General features: G+C 69.3%; 20 protein-coding genes and 1 tRNA gene. 7 read left to right on the top strand and 14 right to left on the bottom strand.

Annotated elements, in window-relative coordinates; translation table 11 throughout:
• Positions 1-57 precede the first annotated feature (57 nt).
• A complete protein-coding gene (locus E2493_RS12545) occupies positions 58-237 on the top strand; it encodes a hypothetical protein (RefSeq protein ID WP_135087278.1) in 180 nt (59 codons plus the stop codon).
• Positions 238-360: 123 nt separating this feature from the next.
• On the opposite strand, the gene E2493_RS12540 is transcribed toward E2493_RS12545, so the two are convergent.
• On the bottom strand, positions 361-762 hold the full coding sequence (locus E2493_RS12540; RefSeq protein WP_167737514.1) for a PilZ domain-containing protein: 402 nt from the start codon (positions 760-762) through the stop codon (positions 361-363).
• Between the two features lie 241 nt (positions 763-1,003).
• On the opposite strand from E2493_RS12540, the gene E2493_RS12535 reads away from it, so the two are divergent.
• On the top strand, positions 1,004-2,182 hold the full coding sequence (locus E2493_RS12535; RefSeq protein WP_167737513.1) for a winged helix-turn-helix domain-containing protein: 1,179 nt from the start codon (positions 1,004-1,006) through the stop codon (positions 2,180-2,182).
• Here E2493_RS12535 and E2493_RS12530 read toward each other — a convergent pair.
• The 3 genes from E2493_RS12530 to rnk all read right to left on the bottom strand — a co-directional run bounded on the left by E2493_RS12530 (position 2,179) and on the right by rnk (position 4,438).
• Entirely contained in the window at positions 2,179-2,880 is a 702-nt protein-coding gene (locus E2493_RS12530; protein WP_135087274.1) for an alpha/beta fold hydrolase, read from the bottom strand. The two genes, E2493_RS12535 and E2493_RS12530, sit on opposite strands and share 4 nt — an antisense overlap.
• Before the next feature lie 52 nt (positions 2,881-2,932).
• Positions 2,933-3,937: a rod shape-determining protein gene (locus E2493_RS12525; RefSeq protein WP_135087272.1), complete on the bottom strand. Its 1,005-nt coding sequence runs from the start codon at positions 3,935-3,937 to the stop codon at positions 2,933-2,935.
• A 75-nt stretch (positions 3,938-4,012) separates the two neighbouring features.
• Positions 4,013-4,438: a nucleoside diphosphate kinase regulator gene (gene rnk, locus E2493_RS12520; RefSeq protein ID WP_167737512.1), complete on the bottom strand. Its 426-nt coding sequence runs from the start codon at positions 4,436-4,438 to the stop codon at positions 4,013-4,015.
• 519 nt (positions 4,439-4,957) lie between these two features.
• Between rnk and E2493_RS12515 the strand changes: the two genes are divergently transcribed.
• The 4 genes from E2493_RS12515 to E2493_RS12500 all read left to right on the top strand — a co-directional run bounded on the left by E2493_RS12515 (position 4,958) and on the right by E2493_RS12500 (position 8,251).
• Positions 4,958-5,209 (top strand): hypothetical protein, encoded by a 252-nt coding sequence (locus E2493_RS12515; protein WP_135087268.1) that lies wholly within the window; start codon positions 4,958-4,960, stop codon positions 5,207-5,209.
• Positions 5,210-5,223: 14 nt separating this feature from the next.
• Positions 5,224-5,700, top strand: a complete 477-nt coding sequence (locus E2493_RS12510; protein WP_135087266.1) for a transcription elongation factor GreAB — start codon at positions 5,224-5,226, stop codon at positions 5,698-5,700.
• Positions 5,693-6,580, top strand: coding sequence for a uroporphyrinogen-III synthase (locus E2493_RS12505; protein ID WP_135087264.1), 888 nt, complete (start codon positions 5,693-5,695; stop codon positions 6,578-6,580). Before E2493_RS12510 ends, E2493_RS12505 begins: the two co-directional genes overlap by 8 nt.
• Positions 6,581-6,652: 72 nt before the next feature.
• Positions 6,653-8,251 (top strand): FMN-binding glutamate synthase family protein, encoded by a 1,599-nt coding sequence (locus tag E2493_RS12500; protein ID WP_135087262.1) that lies wholly within the window; start codon positions 6,653-6,655, stop codon positions 8,249-8,251.
• A 64-nt stretch (positions 8,252-8,315) separates the two neighbouring features.
• Here the strand turns inward: E2493_RS12500 and E2493_RS12495 are convergent.
• The 5 genes from E2493_RS12495 to E2493_RS12480 form a co-directional block, all read right to left on the bottom strand.
• Positions 8,316-8,390, bottom strand: a tRNA-Gln gene (locus tag E2493_RS12495).
• 67 nt (positions 8,391-8,457) lie between these two features.
• Entirely contained in the window at positions 8,458-9,348 is an 891-nt protein-coding gene (locus E2493_RS12490) for a branched-chain amino acid aminotransferase (protein WP_135087260.1), read from the bottom strand.
• Positions 9,349-9,664: 316 nt separating this feature from the next.
• A complete protein-coding gene (locus E2493_RS12485) occupies positions 9,665-10,234 on the bottom strand; it encodes a hypothetical protein (RefSeq protein WP_135087258.1) in 570 nt (189 codons plus the stop codon).
• Between the two features lie 108 nt (positions 10,235-10,342).
• Positions 10,343-10,474: a hypothetical protein gene (locus E2493_RS22080; protein WP_263854085.1), complete on the bottom strand. Its 132-nt coding sequence runs from the start codon at positions 10,472-10,474 to the stop codon at positions 10,343-10,345.
• Positions 10,471-11,088 (bottom strand): hypothetical protein, encoded by a 618-nt coding sequence (locus E2493_RS12480; RefSeq protein ID WP_135087256.1) that lies wholly within the window; start codon positions 11,086-11,088, stop codon positions 10,471-10,473. The genes E2493_RS22080 and E2493_RS12480 overlap by 4 nt, the downstream gene beginning before the upstream one ends.
• Positions 11,089-11,255: 167 nt before the next feature.
• Between E2493_RS12480 and E2493_RS12475 the strand changes: the two genes are divergently transcribed.
• Positions 11,256-12,209 (top strand): helix-turn-helix transcriptional regulator, encoded by a 954-nt coding sequence (locus E2493_RS12475; protein ID WP_135087254.1) that lies wholly within the window; start codon positions 11,256-11,258, stop codon positions 12,207-12,209.
• Positions 12,210-12,212: 3 nt separating this feature from the next.
• On the opposite strand, the gene E2493_RS12470 is transcribed toward E2493_RS12475, so the two are convergent.
• The 5 genes from E2493_RS12470 to E2493_RS12450 all read right to left on the bottom strand — a co-directional run bounded on the left by E2493_RS12470 (position 12,213) and on the right by E2493_RS12450 (position 17,829).
• Complete coding sequence (locus E2493_RS12470) at positions 12,213-13,028, bottom strand: pyrroline-5-carboxylate reductase family protein (protein ID WP_135087252.1); 816 nt, start codon at positions 13,026-13,028, stop codon at positions 12,213-12,215.
• A gap of 195 nt (positions 13,029-13,223) precedes the next feature.
• Complete coding sequence (locus E2493_RS12465; protein ID WP_135087323.1) at positions 13,224-13,733, bottom strand: type III secretion system chaperone family protein; 510 nt, start codon at positions 13,731-13,733, stop codon at positions 13,224-13,226.
• A 93-nt stretch (positions 13,734-13,826) separates the two neighbouring features.
• Positions 13,827-14,117, bottom strand: a complete 291-nt coding sequence (locus E2493_RS12460; RefSeq protein ID WP_135087250.1) for an accessory factor UbiK family protein — start codon at positions 14,115-14,117, stop codon at positions 13,827-13,829.
• A 33-nt stretch (positions 14,118-14,150) separates the two neighbouring features.
• Positions 14,151-14,705, bottom strand: coding sequence for a TspO/MBR family protein (locus E2493_RS12455; RefSeq protein WP_135087248.1), 555 nt, complete (start codon positions 14,703-14,705; stop codon positions 14,151-14,153).
• 10 nt (positions 14,706-14,715) lie between these two features.
• Positions 14,716-17,829, bottom strand: a complete 3,114-nt coding sequence (locus E2493_RS12450; protein WP_135087246.1) for an efflux RND transporter permease subunit — start codon at positions 17,827-17,829, stop codon at positions 14,716-14,718.
• Positions 17,830-17,832: the final 3 nt, after the last annotated feature.

The following is a 17,832-nucleotide window of genomic DNA, read 5'->3' as shown; positions in this document are numbered from 1 at the left end:
CATATCGGGGAACTACAATATTGCCGCGTTATCCTGGCGTAATTACCCCTCTAACTCATGAGAAACGACGGTCCCAACTCGATCACCGACGCCGAGCTCAACGAGGTGCTCGCCCTGGTGGGCCGTGGCCGGGCGATCCCGGCCGTGATCGTCGCGGCGATCATCCGCCGGCTCGACGCCGCGGAGGCGGGAGCCGCGCTTTCCGATCGCCTTCCTCGGTCCGCGCTCGCCGCCTGAGCGGGCGTCCTGCGCCGCAGGGTTTAGCGCCGTCAGACCTCGCCGAATAGCATCCGCCGGCGTTACGCTACCGCGCCTGATCGTAAATGCCCCGCCCTGCGCCTGTGTGGGTGTCGGACGCGCTCAGTCGTCCTCGAGGTGGCGGACTTCGCCCCAGAAATCGCGGCGAGTCGACGCGCCGCTCGCGCCGACCACGACGTCCTTGTTGCTGCCGTTGACCACGGCGCGCTTCCAATTGGCGAGGGCGGCGTCGCTCAGCGGGCGGATGAACTGGATGCCGGCGAACCCCTCACGATACCAGCGAATCTGGGCGCCGAGGCTGTGGTAGCTTTCCAGCGCGATCTGGATGAACTGACCGGGCTCCAGGGGCACTTCGAGCGCGACCTTGCAGCCGCTCGCCGAGACGTCGTGCAGCTCGGCCTTCAGGAAGGCGTTCTGAAGGCGGATCGTGGCGCTGCATTTGATCGCGTCCCGCGGGGCACGCTTGCGTCGTCCGCCCACCGTTTTTGAGAAAAGTTTCAGCATTCCCCGTACCCCGACCTTCCCGGCTCCACCCATTGCCCCGCAACGTGCGTGCCCAAAAATGGTGAAGAAGCCGTCACCCGGCCCCTGCGGTGTTTCCCCATGGCAGAGCTAGCGCGCCGCGCGCCGCAGCGCCAGCGCGGCCGCGCGGCGACAATTTGCGTGGGCCGGGCGCAGCAGGCAAGAAGCGGCGTCACGAGGGAGCGGCGATGGACGTCCGATTGCTGAAGATCTGCGCCGAAAGATGAGGTCGACGCCCGTTCCAAGGCGAAGCGACACCCTGTCTCTCGCCGGCGCCCGCCGCATCGCCCTCGCCGCCTCCGGCTTCGGCCGCAGCCGCCCCGGCGCGGTTCGGCGGAGCGATCTCGCGCGCACGGTCGAGCGGCTCGCGCTGCACCAGATCGACAGCGTCAATGTCGTTGCGCGCGCCCATTATCTCCCCGCTTTCTCGCGCCTCGGCGCTTATGATCGCGCGTTGCTCGATCGCGCCGCCTGGGGGCCGAAGCGCGCCCGCACCCTGTTCGAATATTGGGGCCACGAGGCGAGCCTGCTCCCGCTCGCGTTCCATCCGCTGCTCCGCTGGCGGATGGCCGAGGCCGATCGCGGCGAGATCGGCTGGCGTCATCTCCGCGCCTTCGCTCTGGAGCGGCGTGCTGAGGCCGAGGCCGTTCTCGCCCGCATCCGCGACGAAGGTCCGCTCGCCGCCTCCGATTTCGGCGCCGGCCGCCCCCGCTGGTGGGAGTGGAGCGACGCCAAGCGCGCGCTCGAATGGCTGTTCTGGGCGGGTCACGTCACCACCGCCACGCGCCGCGGCACGTTCGAACGCGTCTACGATCTGCCCGAGCGGGTGCTGCCGCACGCGCTCCTCGGCCTTGCCACGCCCGATGCGCCGGAGGCCCAACGCCAGTTGATCGAGCGCTCCGCGCGCGCCCTCGGCGTCGCCACGGCTGCGGATCTTCGCGACTATTTCCGTCTCAAGCCCGAGCCGACAGCGGCGGCGATCGCCGTGCTCGCCGAGGAGGGCGTGCTGCAGCCCGTCGCGGTGAACGGCTGGCGGCAGATTGCGTGGCTGCACCGCGACGCCCGCCGTCCCCGGCGGATCGACGTTCAGGCGCTGCTCGCGCCGTTCGATCCGTTGGTGTGGGAGCGCGCGCGCACCGAACGCCTGTTCGGCTTCCGCTACCGGATCGAGATCTACACGCCGGCCGAGAAGCGCGTGCACGGTTATTACGTCCTCCCGTTCCTGCTCGGCGACCGTCTCGTCGGACGCGTCGACCTCAAGGCCGACCGCGCCCGCTCCGCGCTCGTCGCTCGCCGGATCGGCTTCGAGGCCGACGCGCCAGCGGAGGCGGCGGCGCGCCTCGACGAGGAACTGGCGCTGATGGCGGCGTGGCTCGGTCTCGAGCGGGTGGAGCGGGGCTAGGCGGAGAGCCACGCCCGCAGCAGCCGGCTGGTCTCGTCCGGTTGTTCGAGCGCCGGAAGGTGACCGCAGCGATCGATGGTTCGAAGCACAGATCCCGCGATGCCGCGGTGGATCTCGAGCGCCTGCGCGGGGGGCGTGAGCAGGTCCGAATCGCCGACGGCGACGAGCGTCGGCACCGCGATCGTGGCGAGCGTCGGGCGGCTGTCGGGACGGTCGAGGATCGCCTGCTGCTGACGGAGGAAGGCGGCGCCGCCGACGCGCGCCGCCATCGCGGTCACGTCCGCGCCAATCGGACCTGCGACATGATCCGGGTGGACGAGCTGGGGCAGCATGCGCGAGGTTACTCCGACGAAGCGGCCGAGCCGGAGCGATTCCATGCCACGGAGGCGCTGCCGCCGCCGCGCCTCGTCATCGGGCGCCGCGCCGGTCGAGAAGAGCGCCAGCCGCACGACGCGCTCCGGCGCCTGGCGCATGATCTCGAACGCGACGTAGCCGCCCATCGAGAGGCCGGCGAGCGAGAAGACCGGCGGCGCCGCCGCCAGCACCCGCGCCGCCATCGCGGCGATGCTGTCGTCGATGGTGAGATCGGGAACGAAGGCCGCGGCTATGCCGGCAAGATCCTCGACCTGTCGGCGCCACAGGAAGGCGTCGTTCAGCAGGCCGGGAAGCAGGACGAGGGGCGTGAGCGACGGGAGCATGCCAACCGGTGAGCATCGTTTGCGCGCGGAGACAAGGGCGCGCGCCGGCGGCTCAGCCGTCGATCATCCTCGCCAGGCCGGCCGCGACCGAATCGAGGGGCGTTTCGGCGACATGGGTGGGAAGCCCGGTCTCCTCGGCGATGCGGCGCGCCAGCAGGCCGGTCATCGCGGCGCCGCCGGTCAACGTGATCCCGTCCTCGTGGATGTCCTCGGCCAGCCCGGGCGGGGTACGGCTCAACGCGTCGCGAACCGCCGAGACGATGCTCTCGATGTAGCGGTTCCAGATCCTCATCAGCTCCGCCGCGGGAACGCTGATCGTGGACGGCAGCCCCTCGGCCATGTCGAGGCCGCACACCGGCACCATGCGATCCGCCTCGCCCGTTTCCAGCAGCGACGAGAGCTCGCGCTTCAGCCGCTCCGCCGTCGCCGGCCCGATGTCGAAGCGGTGCTTCAGATGCAGATGGTCGACGATCGCCTGATCGAGCCCGTCGCTGCCGCCGCGCACCGACCGCGAGACGCAGATGCCGCCCAGCGAGATCACCGCCACCTCGGTTGTGCCTGCGCCGCAATCGACGATCATCGTGCCGCGCGGCGCATCGACCGGGAGGCCTGCACCGACCGCCGAGACGAACGGCTCGGCGACCAGCCGCGGCTCGGCGAGGCCGGCATCCCGCGCCGCCGCCTCCAGTGCGCTGCGTTCCGCCTGCGTCGCATCGGCAGGGACGCCGATCAGTGCTCTGGGACGCCCCAGCCGCCAGCCGCTGCGATGGCGCCGCACGGCGTAGCGGATCAGCGCGCTGGCCGCGGTCATGTCGCTCAGCACGCCGTTCTTCAGCGGGCGCACGATCCTGAGCGGCTTCGCGACGCGGCCGCTGAGATCCTGCGCCTGACGGCCGGCGGCGACCAGTTCGGGCGCCTGGCCGCCTGCGCGGAAGCAGCACAAGGTGGGCTCGTTGAAGATGATCCCGGCGCCACGTCCGACCACCAGCGTGTTGGCGGTGCCGAGATCGATCGCCAGGTCGGCGCGAGGCGCGACGCCCCGTTGAATGTGAAACATGCCCCGGCCTAGCAGCTATGCCGCGCGGTGGATATGCGCTTCGCGTGGGCGGCCGAGCTGCCGGCGGACGGCGGCTCAGCCGCGCGCCGGCTGCGTCACCGACAGGATCCGCAGCACCCGCGGCCGGCCATCGGGGCACGGCCAGTCGATCTCGCGGCCCTCGCTCATGCCGATCAGCCCGGCGCCGACCGGGGTAAGGACCGAGATACAGGCTTCGCCGGGCCGTGCATCGGAGGGCAGCACCAGGCGAACCCTGCGGCGCACGTTGGTGACGGTATCGACGAACTCGACCTCGGAATTCAGCGAGACGACGTCGTTGGGCAGGGTGCGATCCTTGTGCAGCCGGGCACGGTCCAGCTCGTCCATGATCAGGCTGGAAAGTTCGGGTGCGTTGCTCTCCATCCGCACGGCAATGTCGGCGATGCGATCATAATCGGTTTCGCAGATGTGGATTGGCGGCTTGCGGCTCGCCGGCTTGGTCTTCTTCTCGAGAACGGGCATGTCTTCCACCATGTGAAGGGAGCGCGGCGACCGGCGCAACAAGGGCGGTGGCGCGATCGGAATGTTCGAAGATCCCCCAGACCCGCATGCAGGACAGGCGTGGCCTGGGGCTATAGGCCCGCGAGCAATTGTCCCGAATGGACTCGGTGTCGAGCAAAGGCGGGAAGCCGGTTCATCCTGCAAGACTAGGCTCAGCATTCTTCATGTCAAGGACAACTGCTCCCGCCTCGATCCTCATGCCTTCGGAAAACCTCGGGTTGACACCGCAAGAACGCTGTCCATAATGGTGCTATCATGCGCCACAGCCTAGAAATCGGACATCCCGAGCTGCACCCCGGCAGCAGCACCGCACGACTCTAGGCCCTGGGTCCGTTCCCGGTCACGGGGGCGGCTCACCTGGGGCGTTTGCGCACCGAGACTAGGTCTCCTTTCGCTGCGATAGAAATCGCAGCTCCCTGAAAGCAGAATTGACTGAGCATCTGCCTGGCGACAGCGCAGCGTCTCGGCGCGACTGCTTGCGTGCGGAACAAGGCCGTGAATGAAGAGCCGCAGATACCCGATCGTTTCGTAGTGGAAGCCGACAAGAGAGTCGTCGGTGTCGCAATACGCGTGCCCGGCGGATTCAAGTTCTTCGCCTCGGACACTGCCTTCCAGGAGGCGGAGGCGCGCGTATTTCCGCGCGCGAAGGCGATGGCGCGGAGGATCGCGGACATCGCCCGCCGGCGACGCGGCGAGCCCGACGGGGTACAGCCTCCGGCCGCGCTGCAATGAGGGGCGGCCGGGCAATGGAGACCATCAGCCAGGCAGCGCTTGCCGAGAGTCTCAGCGGGATCTGGTCCGCGCTGCACGACGACGCACCTTTCGCGATCAGCGACGGCGAGCTGCACTATCTGCGCGGCATAGCCTTGTCGCTCGACGACGACATCGTTTCTCACATGCTGCTGAAGAAGATCCGCCTTGCCGAGGTGCACGACGCCGGCAGTCTGGCGTCGGTCGTGACGATGAACAGCTTCGTCGAATACAGGTTCGACGGCGGAGAGAAGCGCTTTCGGCAGCTCGTCCATCCGACGAGCAGCAACGCCGGCTACGGCCTAAGCGTCGGCTCGCTCGAGGGCGCGGGCCTGCTCGCCATGCGTTCCGGCCAGACGATCCTGTGGCCCAACGCGCACGGCACGCTCGCCGATCTGCACGTCCTTCACGTGGAGAGTCGCGCGGGGCCCGGCGTCGGCCGAAGGCACATTGCGGACGGCGGCAATGTTTAGGCCGATGCTCGTCTGGGTGACGCGCACCGCTCCCTACAACCTCCTCACCGCGCATCGGCTGCGGGCGATGGGGCACAGCGTCCTCACCGTGCCGCTGTTGCGCGTCGCTGCGGTCGAGCCTTCGCCTCCCGGCCAGCGTTCGGATGCCCTGGTGTTCACCAGCTCGCACGGCGTGCGTCACCACGGGTTCGCGCCGGCGCAGCGGGACTTGCCCGTCTTCACCGTCGGCGACCACACGGCGGAAGCCGCGCGACGCGCCGGCTATGCCGACGTGCGCTCCGCCCGCGGCAACGTGCTCACCCTCCAGAGGCTGATCGTCGCTTCGCTCCCCGCCGGCGCGCGCATCGCGCACCTCGGGGCCGAGCAGCCGGCCGGGGATCTGGCGGGCACCCTGTGCCGGCTCGGCTACCAGGCCGAGCATCGCGCCGTCTACCGGTCCCAGGACTCGGCGCCGGAGGATCTGGAGGGCGCGCTCGCCGCCCTCCCCGCGGTCGAGGCGATCACGGTGCACTCGCCGCGGGCGGCGCGCGCCGCGGCGGAGATCGTCCGCGCCACCGGCTGGTTCGGCATGGTGTTCTGCATCTCCAGCGCCTGCGCGGCCGAATTCCGCGCGCTCGGCGGGCTGCTCGTCGAGACCGCGGCGCGGCCGGACGAGGCCGCGTTGCTGTCGCGGCTGCGCACCTACGCGGGCCGCAGCGCGCTACCCGCCGCGCGGCTGGGCCCCGGCCGAGCCGCGGTCCTTGCGCGTCCGGTCTCCACCCCTCCGCCCTTCCCGTCGCGCACGGCCAACGACAACGATCCCACGCCTTCGTCCCGCCCCTGCCCTGCCGAACCTGGTGACGGCGGCTCTCCCGACGATCCGCCGCCCTCCGCGGCCTAGCAGGCAATTCGACGCGCCGACCCGAGTCCAGCGCGCCTGCCGCCGATCGCCCCCCTCCCCACGGAGCCTCTCTTGATCTTCACCCGCTTCACCGCCCTTGCGCTTTCGCTGATCAGCGCGCTCGTCTCCGGCTATTATCTGCCGGCCGTCTGGGCGATCCCGCTCTTCGCGATCTCCGGCGGCCTGACGGCCGTCGGCCTCTACGATCTCGCCCAACCGCTTCACTCGGTCCGCCGAAACTACCCGATCCTCGGCCATCTGCGCTGGTTCTTCGAGGAGATCCGGCCCGAGATACGGCAATATCTGATCGAGGGGGACGAGGAGGAGACGCCTTTCTCCCGAAGCCAGCGCTCGCTGATCTACGCGCGCGCCAAGAACGAGAGCAGCGACCGCGCCTTCGGAACACGCGTCGATGTCTACCGCAACGGCTATGAGTTCATCGCCCATTCGACGCGGCCGGCTCCGGTGGCCGATCCGACCGGCTTTCGCATCCCGATCGGCGGCGAGGCGTGCAGCCAGCCCTACAGCGCCTCGATCTTCAACATCTCGGCAATGAGCTTCGGCGCGCTCAGCGCCAATGCGATCCGCGCCCTCAACAAGGGGGCGAGGATGGGCGGCTTCGCCCATGATACCGGCGAAGGAAGCATCAGCCCCCATCATCGCGAATTCGGCGGCGATCTCATCTGGGAGATCGGCAGCGGCTATTTCGGCTGCCGCACCGCCGACGGCCAGTTCGATCCGGTCCGCTTCGCCGAACAGGCGCGCGAGCCGCAGGTGAAGATGATCGAGATCAAGCTCAGCCAAGGCGCGAAGCCGGGCCATGGCGGCATTCTCCCGGCGAGCAAGATCACGCCCGAGATCGCGCTGACCCGCGGCATTCCGATGGGCGAGGATTGCGTCTCGCCCGCGCGCCACCGCGCCTTCTCCACGCCGCTCGAGCTGATGGCGTTCGTCGCCAGGCTGAGGACGCTGTCGCGCGGCAAGCCGGTCGGCTTCAAGCTCTGTATCGGCCAGCCGTGGGAGTTCATGGGCATGGTCAAGGCGATGCGGGAGACCGGCATTCATCCCGATTACATCGTCGTGGACGGCGCCGAAGGCGGCACCGGCGCCTCGCCGCTGGAGTTCGCCGACCATGTCGGCATGCCGATGCGCGAGAGCCTGCTGTTCGTTCACAACACGCTGGTCGGCGCCGGCCTGCGCGGCCGCATCCGGGTGGGGGCTGCGGGCAAGATCGTCAGCGCCTTCGACATCGCAGCCGCGCTCGCGCTCGGCGCCGACTGGACCAACGCCGGGCGCGGCTTCATGTTCGCCCTCGGTTGCATCCAGTCGCTGTCGTGCCACACCAATCGCTGTCCGGTCGGCGTCGCCACCCAGGACGCGATGCGGCAGCGCGCGCTGGTCGTGCCCGACAAAGCGGAGCGCGTGTTCAATTTCCACCGCAACACGCTGGCCGCGCTGGCCGAGATGATCGCCGCGGCGGGGCTAGAGCACCCGAGCCGGATCGGGCCCCACCATCTCGTCCGCCGCGTCAGCCTCACCGAGATCCGCTTGTTCTCCCAGCTGCACATCTTCCTCGAGGAAGGCGAGCTCCTCGGCGACGGCCATCAGCGGGATTTCTACAGCCAGGCCTGGCGGCTGGCCCGCGCCGACAGCTTCGACATGGCGGCCTGAGCGCCGCGGGCAAGAGCATCGACGCGCGGCGGCGGCGGGCTCGGCTGCGGATCGATCGAAGAGCTGGCTGGGGCGGCAGGATTCGAACCTGCGAATGCCGGTACCAAAAACCGGTGCCTTACCACTTGGCGACGCCCCAGCAGGACGGCGGCCTTATAGCCGCCGCGGCGGGATGCGGAAGCCCTTTCGGGAGCCTCCGCGCCTGCTCAGTGGTTCGAGATGCGGCGGTTGACCAGGTCGAGATAGTCGCGGCGCAGCTGCATCGACATCTCGCCGACGGTGAAGCGCCACGGCCCCGCCTCGGACACCGGGGTGACCTCGGCGGCGCTGCCGGTGAGGAAGAATTCCTCGAAGCTCTCCAGCTCTTCCGGCCAGATCGCCTTCTCGATCACCTCGATGCCCCGCTTGCGGGCGAGCTCGATCACGGTCTGGCGGGTGATGCCGTTGAGGAAGCAGTCCGGCGTCGGCGTGTAGATCTTGCCGTCACGGATGAAGAAGGCGTTGGCCCCCGTCGCCTCGGCGACCTGGCCGCGCCAGTCGAACATCAGGGCGTCGTCGAAGCCCTTGGCCTGCGCCTCGTGCCGGGCGAGCGTGCAGATCATGTAGAGGCCCGCCGCCTTCGACTCGGTCGGCGCGGTGTAGGGAGCCGGGCGGCGCCACTTGGAGATGTCGAGGCGGAGGCCCTTGCGGATCGCGTCCTCGCCGAAATAGGCGCCCCAGTACCAGGCCGAGATGGCGAGGTGGATCTTCGCATTCTGGGCCGAGACGCCCATCTGCTCGGAGCCGCGCCAGGCGAGCGGGCGCATATAGGCGTCCTCCAGCCCGTTCTTCTCGAGGACGAGGCGGCACGCCGAGTCGATCTCCTCGACGCTGTACGGGATCTCGAAGCCGAGCAGCTCGGCGCTGCGCTTCAGGCGGGCACTGTGCTCGCTGAGCTTGAACACTTCGCCGCCATAAGCGCGCTGCCCCTCGAAGACCGATGAGGCGTAATGGAGCGCATGGGTGAGCACATGGACGTTCGCCTCGCGCCACGGGATGAGCTCGCCGTCCAGCCAGATCCAGCCGTCGCGGTCGTCATAGGGTCGCTGCTCGGTCATCGCACTCGTCGCTCTCAAGGGAATGCGAGCGCGATAGGGCGCGCGCGGGGGAGCGTCAACGGCACCGCCGCAGCGCGGCGGCTCAAGGCACGGGGCCGGCCCCCGTGAACGACCAGATCGCGATCACGATCACGATGGCCAGCAGGACCAGGCCGATGATCCAGGGAATGCGGCCTTTCGGCTGCTCGGGGTGCGCCATTTCTGCCTCCTGTTTGGGAGGCGAATGACGAACGCGGCGGCTTTGTTCCGACGCCCCCCACCGCGAGGTTCCCGAAAGGGGGGCGGGAGACCTCCGAGGCTCCCGCCCCTTCTGCGCTCAGTGCGGCTGCGGCACATTGGCCGGAGCGACGTTCGGCTCCGCCTGCAGCGAGCTGCCGTCGGCAATGCTGCCGATCAGCGACTTCGGATCCTTCGGCTTCTCCTTGCAGCACTCGTCGCCGGCGGCGAGGCCCGTCGCGACGCGGACGCTACCGTCGGCCATGCCGGCGAGCGACTTCGGATCCTTGGGTTCCTTCTTCGGCCAGTCGTCGGCCGCGGCGTTGCCGAGGCTCGCGACCGGCCCGCCTCCAGGCCCGGCTGCCGCGCTGGCCGCACGCAGCTCCAGCTCCTTGGGCTTGCAGCATTCGCCCGCCTCGCTGGCGGCGCCGCCCACGCCCATGCGGCTGCTCTGCTGGACGGCGACGCCGCCTGCCTGGCCGGCCGCACCGCCGGTCACGGCGACCGAGGATTCGAGCTTGGGTGGCTTGCCGTCGCCGGAGACGGTCTGCACGGCCCCCTTCTTTCCCGCGACCTTGGCCGCCGGCGTACCCGGCTGCGGCGGCTGCGCGGCCAGGGCGAACGGGATGGCGAGCAGCGCGGCTGCTCCGATCAGGCTCAGTCTTGGCATGTTGATCTTCCTTCCTGCGCCGCGGGTGAGCGCGGCATTGCTCGTCCCCAACTCGTTCGCCGTCCGCATCGGCGTATCTCCGGGCGCCTGCGTCTCCGCGCCGCCACTTCAGTTCTCGGGAATGCCCTCGAACCGGAAGAACGGTCTGCCCTCGTCGTCCATCGCGACCTGCAGGGCGCGCGGGCCGCCGGCCGCGGCGATCAGCGCCGCACGCGCCGCAGACTTCGTCGCAGCGTTCATTCCTCCGGCATCCCTTCGAACTTGAAGAAGGGCTTGCCGTCGTCGGTGACGTCGACATGAAGGATCCGCCGACCGCCTTCGATCGAGAGGCCCGGCACCGACGGAGAACGGCCGTAATTTGCCCGGTAGCCATCCCAAACCGCCGCGGCGCGCTGGTAGGCGGCGTCGGACTGGAAGGCCAGCCGCCCCGCCATCTGCCAGACGTAGAAATAGGGCCGCCCGGCGATGCTGATCCACATCGATTGGCCGACCGGCGTATCCCGCCAGGGTACCCAGAAATGCCCCTCGTAGGAGCCGCGCGGCGGCACCTCGATGAACTCTCCGGTGGCCCCGCCGACCCCGTAACCCTGCTTCGAGATGGTCACCGGGCAATTGCTGTGGTTCATCACCCAGACGACGTCGGTGATGTTTCCGCCGACCTGGAGCTTCGCCCCGGTCCGACGGCTCGGCTGATAGGCGCGGCCAAGATCGACGACCTCGCTGTCGACGACGGTGTCGGTGGAATTGACGTTGCAGGGACCAGGTCGCCGGGTGGTCTGCGAGGCCGCGGCGGGGGACGCTGCCACCGCGCCTGCAGCCGCGGCGAGAGCGAAGGCAAGGTAGAAGGCTCGCATCGGCATCCCTCCCGCACCTGTGAGGCCGCCGCATGGACGCGGTGCAGGCCACGCTGTACAAAGGCTTTCTACCTTCGGCGGGAGGCCGGGTCGTGGCGCACAGGGCAGTCCAGTGTGGCATTTCGTGCAAGCCGGGGGCGCGGACCATCCGGGTGGGGGTCCGCTGAATGACTCGGGCGTTCGACACGAACGCCCTGCCACCGCACGAACGATTCACCTTCTATCGCGAAGGCATGCTCGGCGCCCTCTATCGGATGACACCGGAACTGGCCGCCGATCCTGCGCGCTTCTGGGCCCGATTCGAGGCGCGCGAGGTGGCGGAGGCGATCGCCGTCCATTGCCGCGGCACGCCCCACCACATCGGCCGGACACGTGCCGACATCGCAGCCGGTGCGGCCGATTGCTTCTTCATCTTCGAGCAGGTCGGCCCGGCTCCGGTGCTGTTCGCGCCGGAGGGGCATGAAGGCTTCGTCGCCGCATCGGGCGACCTGATCGTCGGCGATGCCGACACGCCCTTCGTCACCCCGGCGACCGCGAGCTACGACCACCGCTTCTGGATGCTGCCCAAGGCGACGATCGAGCCGATGATGCCCGGTGCCGCCGCCAGGCTCGCCCGCCCGGTTCACCTGCGCGGCGACCAAGGCGTGCCCGCGCTGCTCGGCAGTTACCTGAGAGTGCTGAATGCGCAGTCCGCGCACCCGGAGGTCGCGCACAACGGGGCAGTCACGGCCAATCTCGGCCACCTGTTGACCATCGCTCTGGGTAGCGCCGCGCCGGACGAGCGGCAGCGCGGCGCGGTGGCCGAGGCCCGCCGGCAGCAGGCGCTTGCAGCGATCGAGCGAAGCTTCTCGGATCCGACGCTCGATGCCGCAACGGTCGCCGCGTGCCTCCATATCTCGCCGCGCACGCTGCATGCGGCGTTCGCCCCGAGCGGCACGAGCTTTGCCGAGGCGCTGATGCTCCGGCGGCTGCAGGCGAGCCGCATCGCGCTCGCCAATCCGGCCGCCCGCGATCAGTCTGTCGCCGCGATCGCCTTTGCCTGCGGCTTCAACGACGTCAGCACCTTTCACCGGGCCTTCCGGCGGGTCTACGGCGCCACCCCGTCCGAACTGCGCCCCTGACGCTCAGCCGCCGCGTGCGGCGGCGGCCATTTCCTCGCCGCGGCGGCGCGAGGCCGCGAGGGTGCGGAGGATGAGCGGGCGCAGGCCGTCCTCGGCGTCGAGGACGTTGAGCCCTGCCTCGGTGGTGCCGCCGGGGCTGGCGACGCGGCGGGCGAGCTCCTGCGGCGTCGCATCCGACGTGGCGGCGAGCGCGGCGGCGCCTTCGGCCATGCGCGCGGCGAGACGCGCGGCCTGGTCGGGCGGCAGGCCGAGCTCAGCGGCGGCGGCGGCAAGCGCGTCGAGGAAGCGGAACAGAAAGGCGGGCGCCGCGGCGGTGAGCGCGCTGGCGACGTTGAACAGGCTCTCGTCGTCGAACCAGATCGTCTCGCCGAGCGCCGCCATCAGCCGCTCGACGACGCCGCGGGCGGCTGCGCCATCGGCATCGGTGCACAATTCCACCACCCCCTTGCCGAGGGCGACCGGCAGGTTCGGCATCGCCTTCGCAACGTTGCGCACCGCCGGGAAGCGGCCCCGCAGGGCGGCGAGCTCTACCCCGGCCAGGATCGAGACGAAGATCGTCGCGGGATCGAGCACGGACGCCAGCGCCGGCGCGACCTCGTCCAGCTTCTGCGGCTTGACGCCGAGCAGGACGAGCGCGGGCACCTCATCCTCCGGAAAGGCGGTGAGCACGCGAACGCCGCCGGCGACCGGGCGGCCGCTCGGCCGCACGACGGTGAACTGGCGCGGATCGGCGCCGGCGCGCAGCCAGCCCTCGAGCATCGCGCCGGCCATGTTGCCGCAGCCGATCAGCCAGATCGGACCTTCGAAGAGATCGGTCATGGTGGGCTCCTGGCTACCTCGTCATCCCGGCGAAGGCCGGGATCTCGTGGAGAGTTCGCGGAGGCGCCAGTGGCGCGCTCCATGGGCGCCTGTGTGTACTCTCCCTGAGATCCCGGCCTGCGCCGGAATGACGGGTTCGGGACGGAGGAGGTTAGCGTTGTTCCAAACCCGGTCCGAAGTACCACTTCGGACCGCCTAGGCCTCGCCCTGGGTCTCGATCAGGGCGGCGGCGATGGCTTCCTGAGGGGTCTTGCCGGCCCAGAGGACGAACTGGAAGACCGGGTAGAAGCGCTCGCATTCCTCGATCGCGGCCTCGACCAGGGTCTCGGCCTGCTGGAGGGTGAGCACCGCGCCCTCCTCGCCCTCGAGCAAAGCGGCGTGGCGGAAGAGGACGAGCCCCGAGCTCGCCCAGAGCTCGAAATGGCCGAGCCAGAGCTGCTCGTTGATCAGGCCTATCGTCTCGTAGATCGTCGCCCGCTTGTCGCTTGCGACCCGGATGTCGGGCAGAGCGAGGAACTGGAGGACATTGTCCTCCTCGCGCCAGATCGCGCGCAGTTCGTACTGTGCCCAGCTGCCCTGGAAATTGGCGACGATCTCGTCGTCGCCGCGCTCGCAGCTCCAGCCGTGGGCGGTGAAATAATGTTCGAGCATGTCGATGGGCGCGCTCGTCTCGCGCTCCAGCTCAAACTCGTCCACGTCCATCATGCCCCTGGTCCTGCTCCCGACGTTCTCGAAGCCTGCCCGCGGCATTGCTGCGGTGCAAGAGGAACTGGGTCCGGGACCACAATATGTTGTGGATTACTGATCAGGACCACCCGTGGATGCTCCCGTCGCGGCGGCGCCGCCGGCGGACGCGCCCTCGAGGGCGTCGAGCCGCGCCTTCAGCGCCTGGTTCTCCTCGCGCGCGGCGACGGCGATCGCCTTCACCGCCTCGAACTCCTCGCGGCTGACCAGATCGAGCCCGCCGACCCATTCGCGGACGCGCTCACGGAAGGCGCCTTCCGCCTCCCGGGTCATGCCCGCCACGGTCCCGGCGGCGCCGTTCATCATCTTCACGAAATCGTCGAACAGGCGGTTCTGGGACTGCATCGGGCGCTCCTTGCGGGACCAAAAGGTCGATCGTTACAGTGCGATATCGGTGCTGGCCTGCCCCGGTACAATAGCCGCAGCATCGGGATTGAGCACGCCGATCTGCCAGTTGAGGAAGGCGGCGAAGATCAGCCAGGCGAGATAGGGCACCATCAGCAGGCCGGCGAGCGGCCGGATGCGGGCGAAGAGCAGCGCCGTGATCGCGGCGAGCACGAACATGGCGACGATCACGACAAGCGCCGCGCCGACCTGGTGCGCGCCGAAGAAGATCGGCGACCAGGCGAAGTTGAGCGCCAGCTGGACGAGGAAGAAGGCGATTGCCGACGGCCGCCCGCGGGCCCCGCGGGCATGGAGGATCAGCGCCAGCGCAAGGCCGAGCAGGACGTAGAGCGTCGTCCAGGCGATCGGAAAGGCGATGGAGGGCGGCATCGCGGCGGGCTTTTCGAGCGCGGCGAACCAGGCGTTCGAATAACCGCTGTTCGAGGCGCGGCCGGAGAGGGTGCCGAGCAGCAAGATCGCGGGAATTGTAATCAGGGCGTAGCGGAGAAAGGACATCCTCAATTGCGAACGCGACGCGATACCCGACATTTCATTCCCCCTATTCTGCGGGCGCGGGCTCCATTTCGCGGCCCTTCAGCTCCGCTTCGAGCTTGCGTGTGACGGCAAGCGGCGAGCCCGTATAGCGCGCCAGTTTCGAATAGAGCAGGGGGATGAGGAAAATCGTGATCACGGTGGAGATCGAGACGCCCCAGACGATGACGACGCCGATCGCCTGGCGGGCGCCGGCGCCGGCGCCGCCGGCGATCATCAGCGGGATCGCACCGGCGACCATGGCGATCGAGGTCATCAGGATCGGGCGCAGGCGGCGGATCGAGGCCTCGCGGATCGCCTCGCCGATCGCGCGGCCCTGGTCGCGCAACTGGTTGGCGAATTCGACGATCAGGATGCCGTTCTTGGCGGCGAGGCCGACCAGCATGACGATGCCGATCTGGCTGTAGAGGTTCAGCGTCTGGCTCATCACGGCGAGGCCGATCACGCCGCCGGCGACGGCAAGCGGCACCGTCATAATGATCACGCCGGGATGGACGAAGCTCTCGAACTGCGCGGCGAGCAGCAGGTAGACGACGAGGATGGTGAGGCCGAAGACGATCCAGATCGATCCGCCCGCTTCCTTGAAGGCCTGGCTTTCGCCGCGATAACCGACCGCCGCCACCTCCGGCGAGGCCGCCGCCTGCTGTTCGAGGAAGGCGAGCGCCTCGTCCATGGAATAGCCGGGGGCGAGCGCGCCTGAGAGCGTGATCGCGCGCAGCTTGTTGTAGCGGCCGAGGTCGCGGGCGCCGGCGGTCTCATCGATCCTCACCAGGTTGGAGAGCGGGACGAGCGCGCCCGAGCGGCTGCGGACGTGGATGGTCGCGAGGTTCGCCTCGGTGGCGCGGGCGCCCGCCTCGGCCTGCACGACGACGCGATATTCCTCGCCACGGTCGAGATAGGTCGAGACCCGGCGCGAGCCGAGCAGGGTCTGCAGCGCCTCGCTGACGTCGGAAACCGAGACGCCGAGATCGCCGGCGCGGCTGGTGTCGACGTCGATGCGCAGCTGCGGCTTGGTTTCCTTGTAGTCGCTGTCTAGATTGACGATCCCCGGGTTGCCCTCCGCCGCGGCGAGGATGCGGTCGCGGGCGCGGGCGAGATCCTCGTAGGTCGAGCCGGCGATGACGAAGTTGAGCGGCTGGCCCCGGCCGCGTCCGATCGACGAGCGGACGGTAGCGTTGCCGCGGATCGCGGGCAGCTCGGCGAGGCGCTTGTTAACCTCGGCGACGACGTCCTGGGTGGTCTTCTCGCGCTCTTCCCAGGGCTTCAGGAAGAGGATGAACGTGCCCGAGTTGAAATCGTCGCTCGCGCCGAAGCCGCCCGGGGTGCGCTGGATGATCGCCCGCACCGCGCCCTCGCCGGTGAGCGGCATCAGCTTGGCCTGCGCCTCGAGCATGTAGCGGTCCATCTCGGCGAAGCCGGTGCCCTCCGGCGCCGAGACGTTGGCGTTGAGGATGCCGATGTCCTCGGTCGGAACCAGCTCGGACTGGATGGTCGTGAACAGCACGCCGGTGCCGGCGAGCAGGACGAGCAGCAATGCGAAGGACGTCTTCGGCCGCGCCAGCACGCGCTCGAGCCCGCGGCCATAGGCGCCCTCCATCCGCTTGAACTTCTCGTCGATCCAGCCGGCGAAGCGGCCGCGGGTCTCGTGACGCAGCAGCTTCGAGCAGAGCATCGGCGTCAGGCTGAGCGCGAGGAAGCCGGAGAAGGCCACCGCGCCGATCATCGCGACGGCGAGCTCGCGGAACAGCAGGCCGGTCTGGCCGGCGATGAACATAACCGGCACGAACACGGCGCAGATCACCAGGGTGGTGGAGACGATCGCGAAGCCGACCTGACGCGTTCCCTCGAAGGCGGCGGCGAGCGGCGGCTCCCCGTTCTCGATGCGGTGGTAGACGTTCTCGAGGACGACGATCGCATCGTCGACGACGATGCCGATGGCGAGGACGAGCGCGAGCAGGGTCAGCAGGTTGATCGAGAAGCCGACGGCCCAGAGGACGGCGAACGAGGCGAGCAGGCAGAGCGGCACCGTGACCGCCGGGATCAAGGTGGCGCGCCAGCTGCCGAGAAACAGGAAGATCACGATGACGACGAGGACGCCGGCCTCGAACAGCGTGTGGTAGACGCCCTCGATGGCGCGGCTGATGAACAGGCTTTCGTCGGAGGCGACGGTGACGGTCATCCCTTCGGGAAGGCTCGGCTTGATCTCCTCGGCGGCCCGTTTCGCCGCCTCGGCGACGGCGAGGGTGTTGGCGCCCGACTGCCGGACGATGCCGAGCCCCACCGAAGGGACGCCGTTGTTGCGGAAGGCGGAATAGGGGTTTTCGGGACCCTGCTCCACCCGCGCCACGTCCCCGAGCCGGACAAGATAGCCGTTGCCGCCGCGGCCGACGATCAGCTGGCTGAACTCCTGCGGCGTTGCGAACGGACGGTTCACCCGAAGCGTCACGTTCTGCGCACCGCTTTCGATGCGTCCCGCGGGCAGCTCGACATTCTGGGTGCGCAGCGCCCGCTCGACGTCGGCCGGGGTGAGCGCGAAGGCGGCCAGCCGCTCCGGCTTCAGCCAGATCCGCATCGCCGGCCGGGCCTCCCCGCCGATGAACACGCGCGCGACGCCATCGAGCGACGAGAAGCGGTCGACCAGGGTGCGGTCGATATAATCGGAGAGCTGGAGCTGGCTCCAGCCGGGCTTGGAGAAGACCAGGAACAGGATCGGCGAGGCGTCGGCATCGACCTTGCGAACCTCGGGCGCGAGCGCCTCCTCCGGCAGGTCGCGGGCGGCGCCGCCGATCCGGTCGCGCACGTCGTTGGCGGCATCGTCGACCGAGCGGCCCGGCGCGAACTCGATGGTGATGTCGGACTGGCCGTCGCGCGATCGCGAGGTGATCGTCTGCAGGCCCTCGATGCCGGAGAGACGCTCCTCCAGCACCTGCGTGATCCGGCTCTCGACGACGCTCGCCGCGGCGCCGGTATACGCGGTCTGGACCGAGACGATCGGCGGATCGACGTCGGGATATTCGCGGACCGAGAGCGAGAAGAAGCCGACCAGGCCGATCACGGCGATCAGGATCGCGAGCACGGCCGCGAAGACCGGCCGGCGGACCGAGACGTCGGAGATCAGCACGCG

Source organism: Sphingomonas parva (ex Maeng et al. 2020) (assembly GCF_004564275.1).
Classification (GTDB): domain Bacteria; phylum Pseudomonadota; class Alphaproteobacteria; order Sphingomonadales; family Sphingomonadaceae; genus Allosphingosinicella; species Allosphingosinicella parva.
Note: the sequence above shows the minus strand (reverse complement) of the source record. Positions and strands in the feature narration are given on the sequence as shown.

Coding starts and splice junctions, on each gene's coding strand:
- E2493_RS12525 (WP_135087272.1), bottom strand. CDS start 3,937: ATGTTTCACATTCAACGGGGCGTCGCGCCTCGCGCCGACCTGGCGATC.
- E2493_RS12490 (WP_135087260.1), bottom strand. CDS start 9,348: ATGACCGAGCAGCGACCCTATGACGACCGCGACGGCTGGATCTGGCTG.
- E2493_RS12485 (WP_135087258.1), bottom strand. CDS start 10,234: ATGCCAAGACTGAGCCTGATCGGAGCAGCCGCGCTGCTCGCCATCCCG.
- E2493_RS12540 (WP_167737514.1), bottom strand. CDS start 762: ATGCTGAAACTTTTCTCAAAAACGGTGGGCGGACGACGCAAGCGTGCC.
- E2493_RS12510 (WP_135087266.1), top strand. CDS start 5,224: ATGGAGACCATCAGCCAGGCAGCGCTTGCCGAGAGTCTCAGCGGGATC.
- E2493_RS12505 (WP_135087264.1), top strand. CDS start 5,693: ATGTTTAGGCCGATGCTCGTCTGGGTGACGCGCACCGCTCCCTACAAC.
- E2493_RS12465 (WP_135087323.1), bottom strand. CDS start 13,733: ATGATGGACGTGGACGAGTTTGAGCTGGAGCGCGAGACGAGCGCGCCC.
- E2493_RS12460 (WP_135087250.1), bottom strand. CDS start 14,117: ATGCAGTCCCAGAACCGCCTGTTCGACGATTTCGTGAAGATGATGAAC.
- E2493_RS12535 (WP_167737513.1), top strand. CDS start 1,004: ATGAGGTCGACGCCCGTTCCAAGGCGAAGCGACACCCTGTCTCTCGCC.
- E2493_RS12455 (WP_135087248.1), bottom strand. CDS start 14,705: ATGTCGGGTATCGCGTCGCGTTCGCAATTGAGGATGTCCTTTCTCCGC.
- rnk (WP_167737512.1), bottom strand. CDS start 4,438: ATGCCCGTTCTCGAGAAGAAGACCAAGCCGGCGAGCCGCAAGCCGCCA.
- E2493_RS12530 (WP_135087274.1), bottom strand. CDS start 2,880: ATGCTCCCGTCGCTCACGCCCCTCGTCCTGCTTCCCGGCCTGCTGAAC.
- E2493_RS12475 (WP_135087254.1), top strand. CDS start 11,256: ATGACTCGGGCGTTCGACACGAACGCCCTGCCACCGCACGAACGATTC.
- E2493_RS12470 (WP_135087252.1), bottom strand. CDS start 13,028: ATGACCGATCTCTTCGAAGGTCCGATCTGGCTGATCGGCTGCGGCAAC.
- E2493_RS22080 (WP_263854085.1), bottom strand. CDS start 10,474: ATGAACGCTGCGACGAAGTCTGCGGCGCGTGCGGCGCTGATCGCCGCG.
- E2493_RS12480 (WP_135087256.1), bottom strand. CDS start 11,088: ATGCGAGCCTTCTACCTTGCCTTCGCTCTCGCCGCGGCTGCAGGCGCG.
- E2493_RS12545 (WP_135087278.1), top strand. CDS start 58: ATGAGAAACGACGGTCCCAACTCGATCACCGACGCCGAGCTCAACGAG.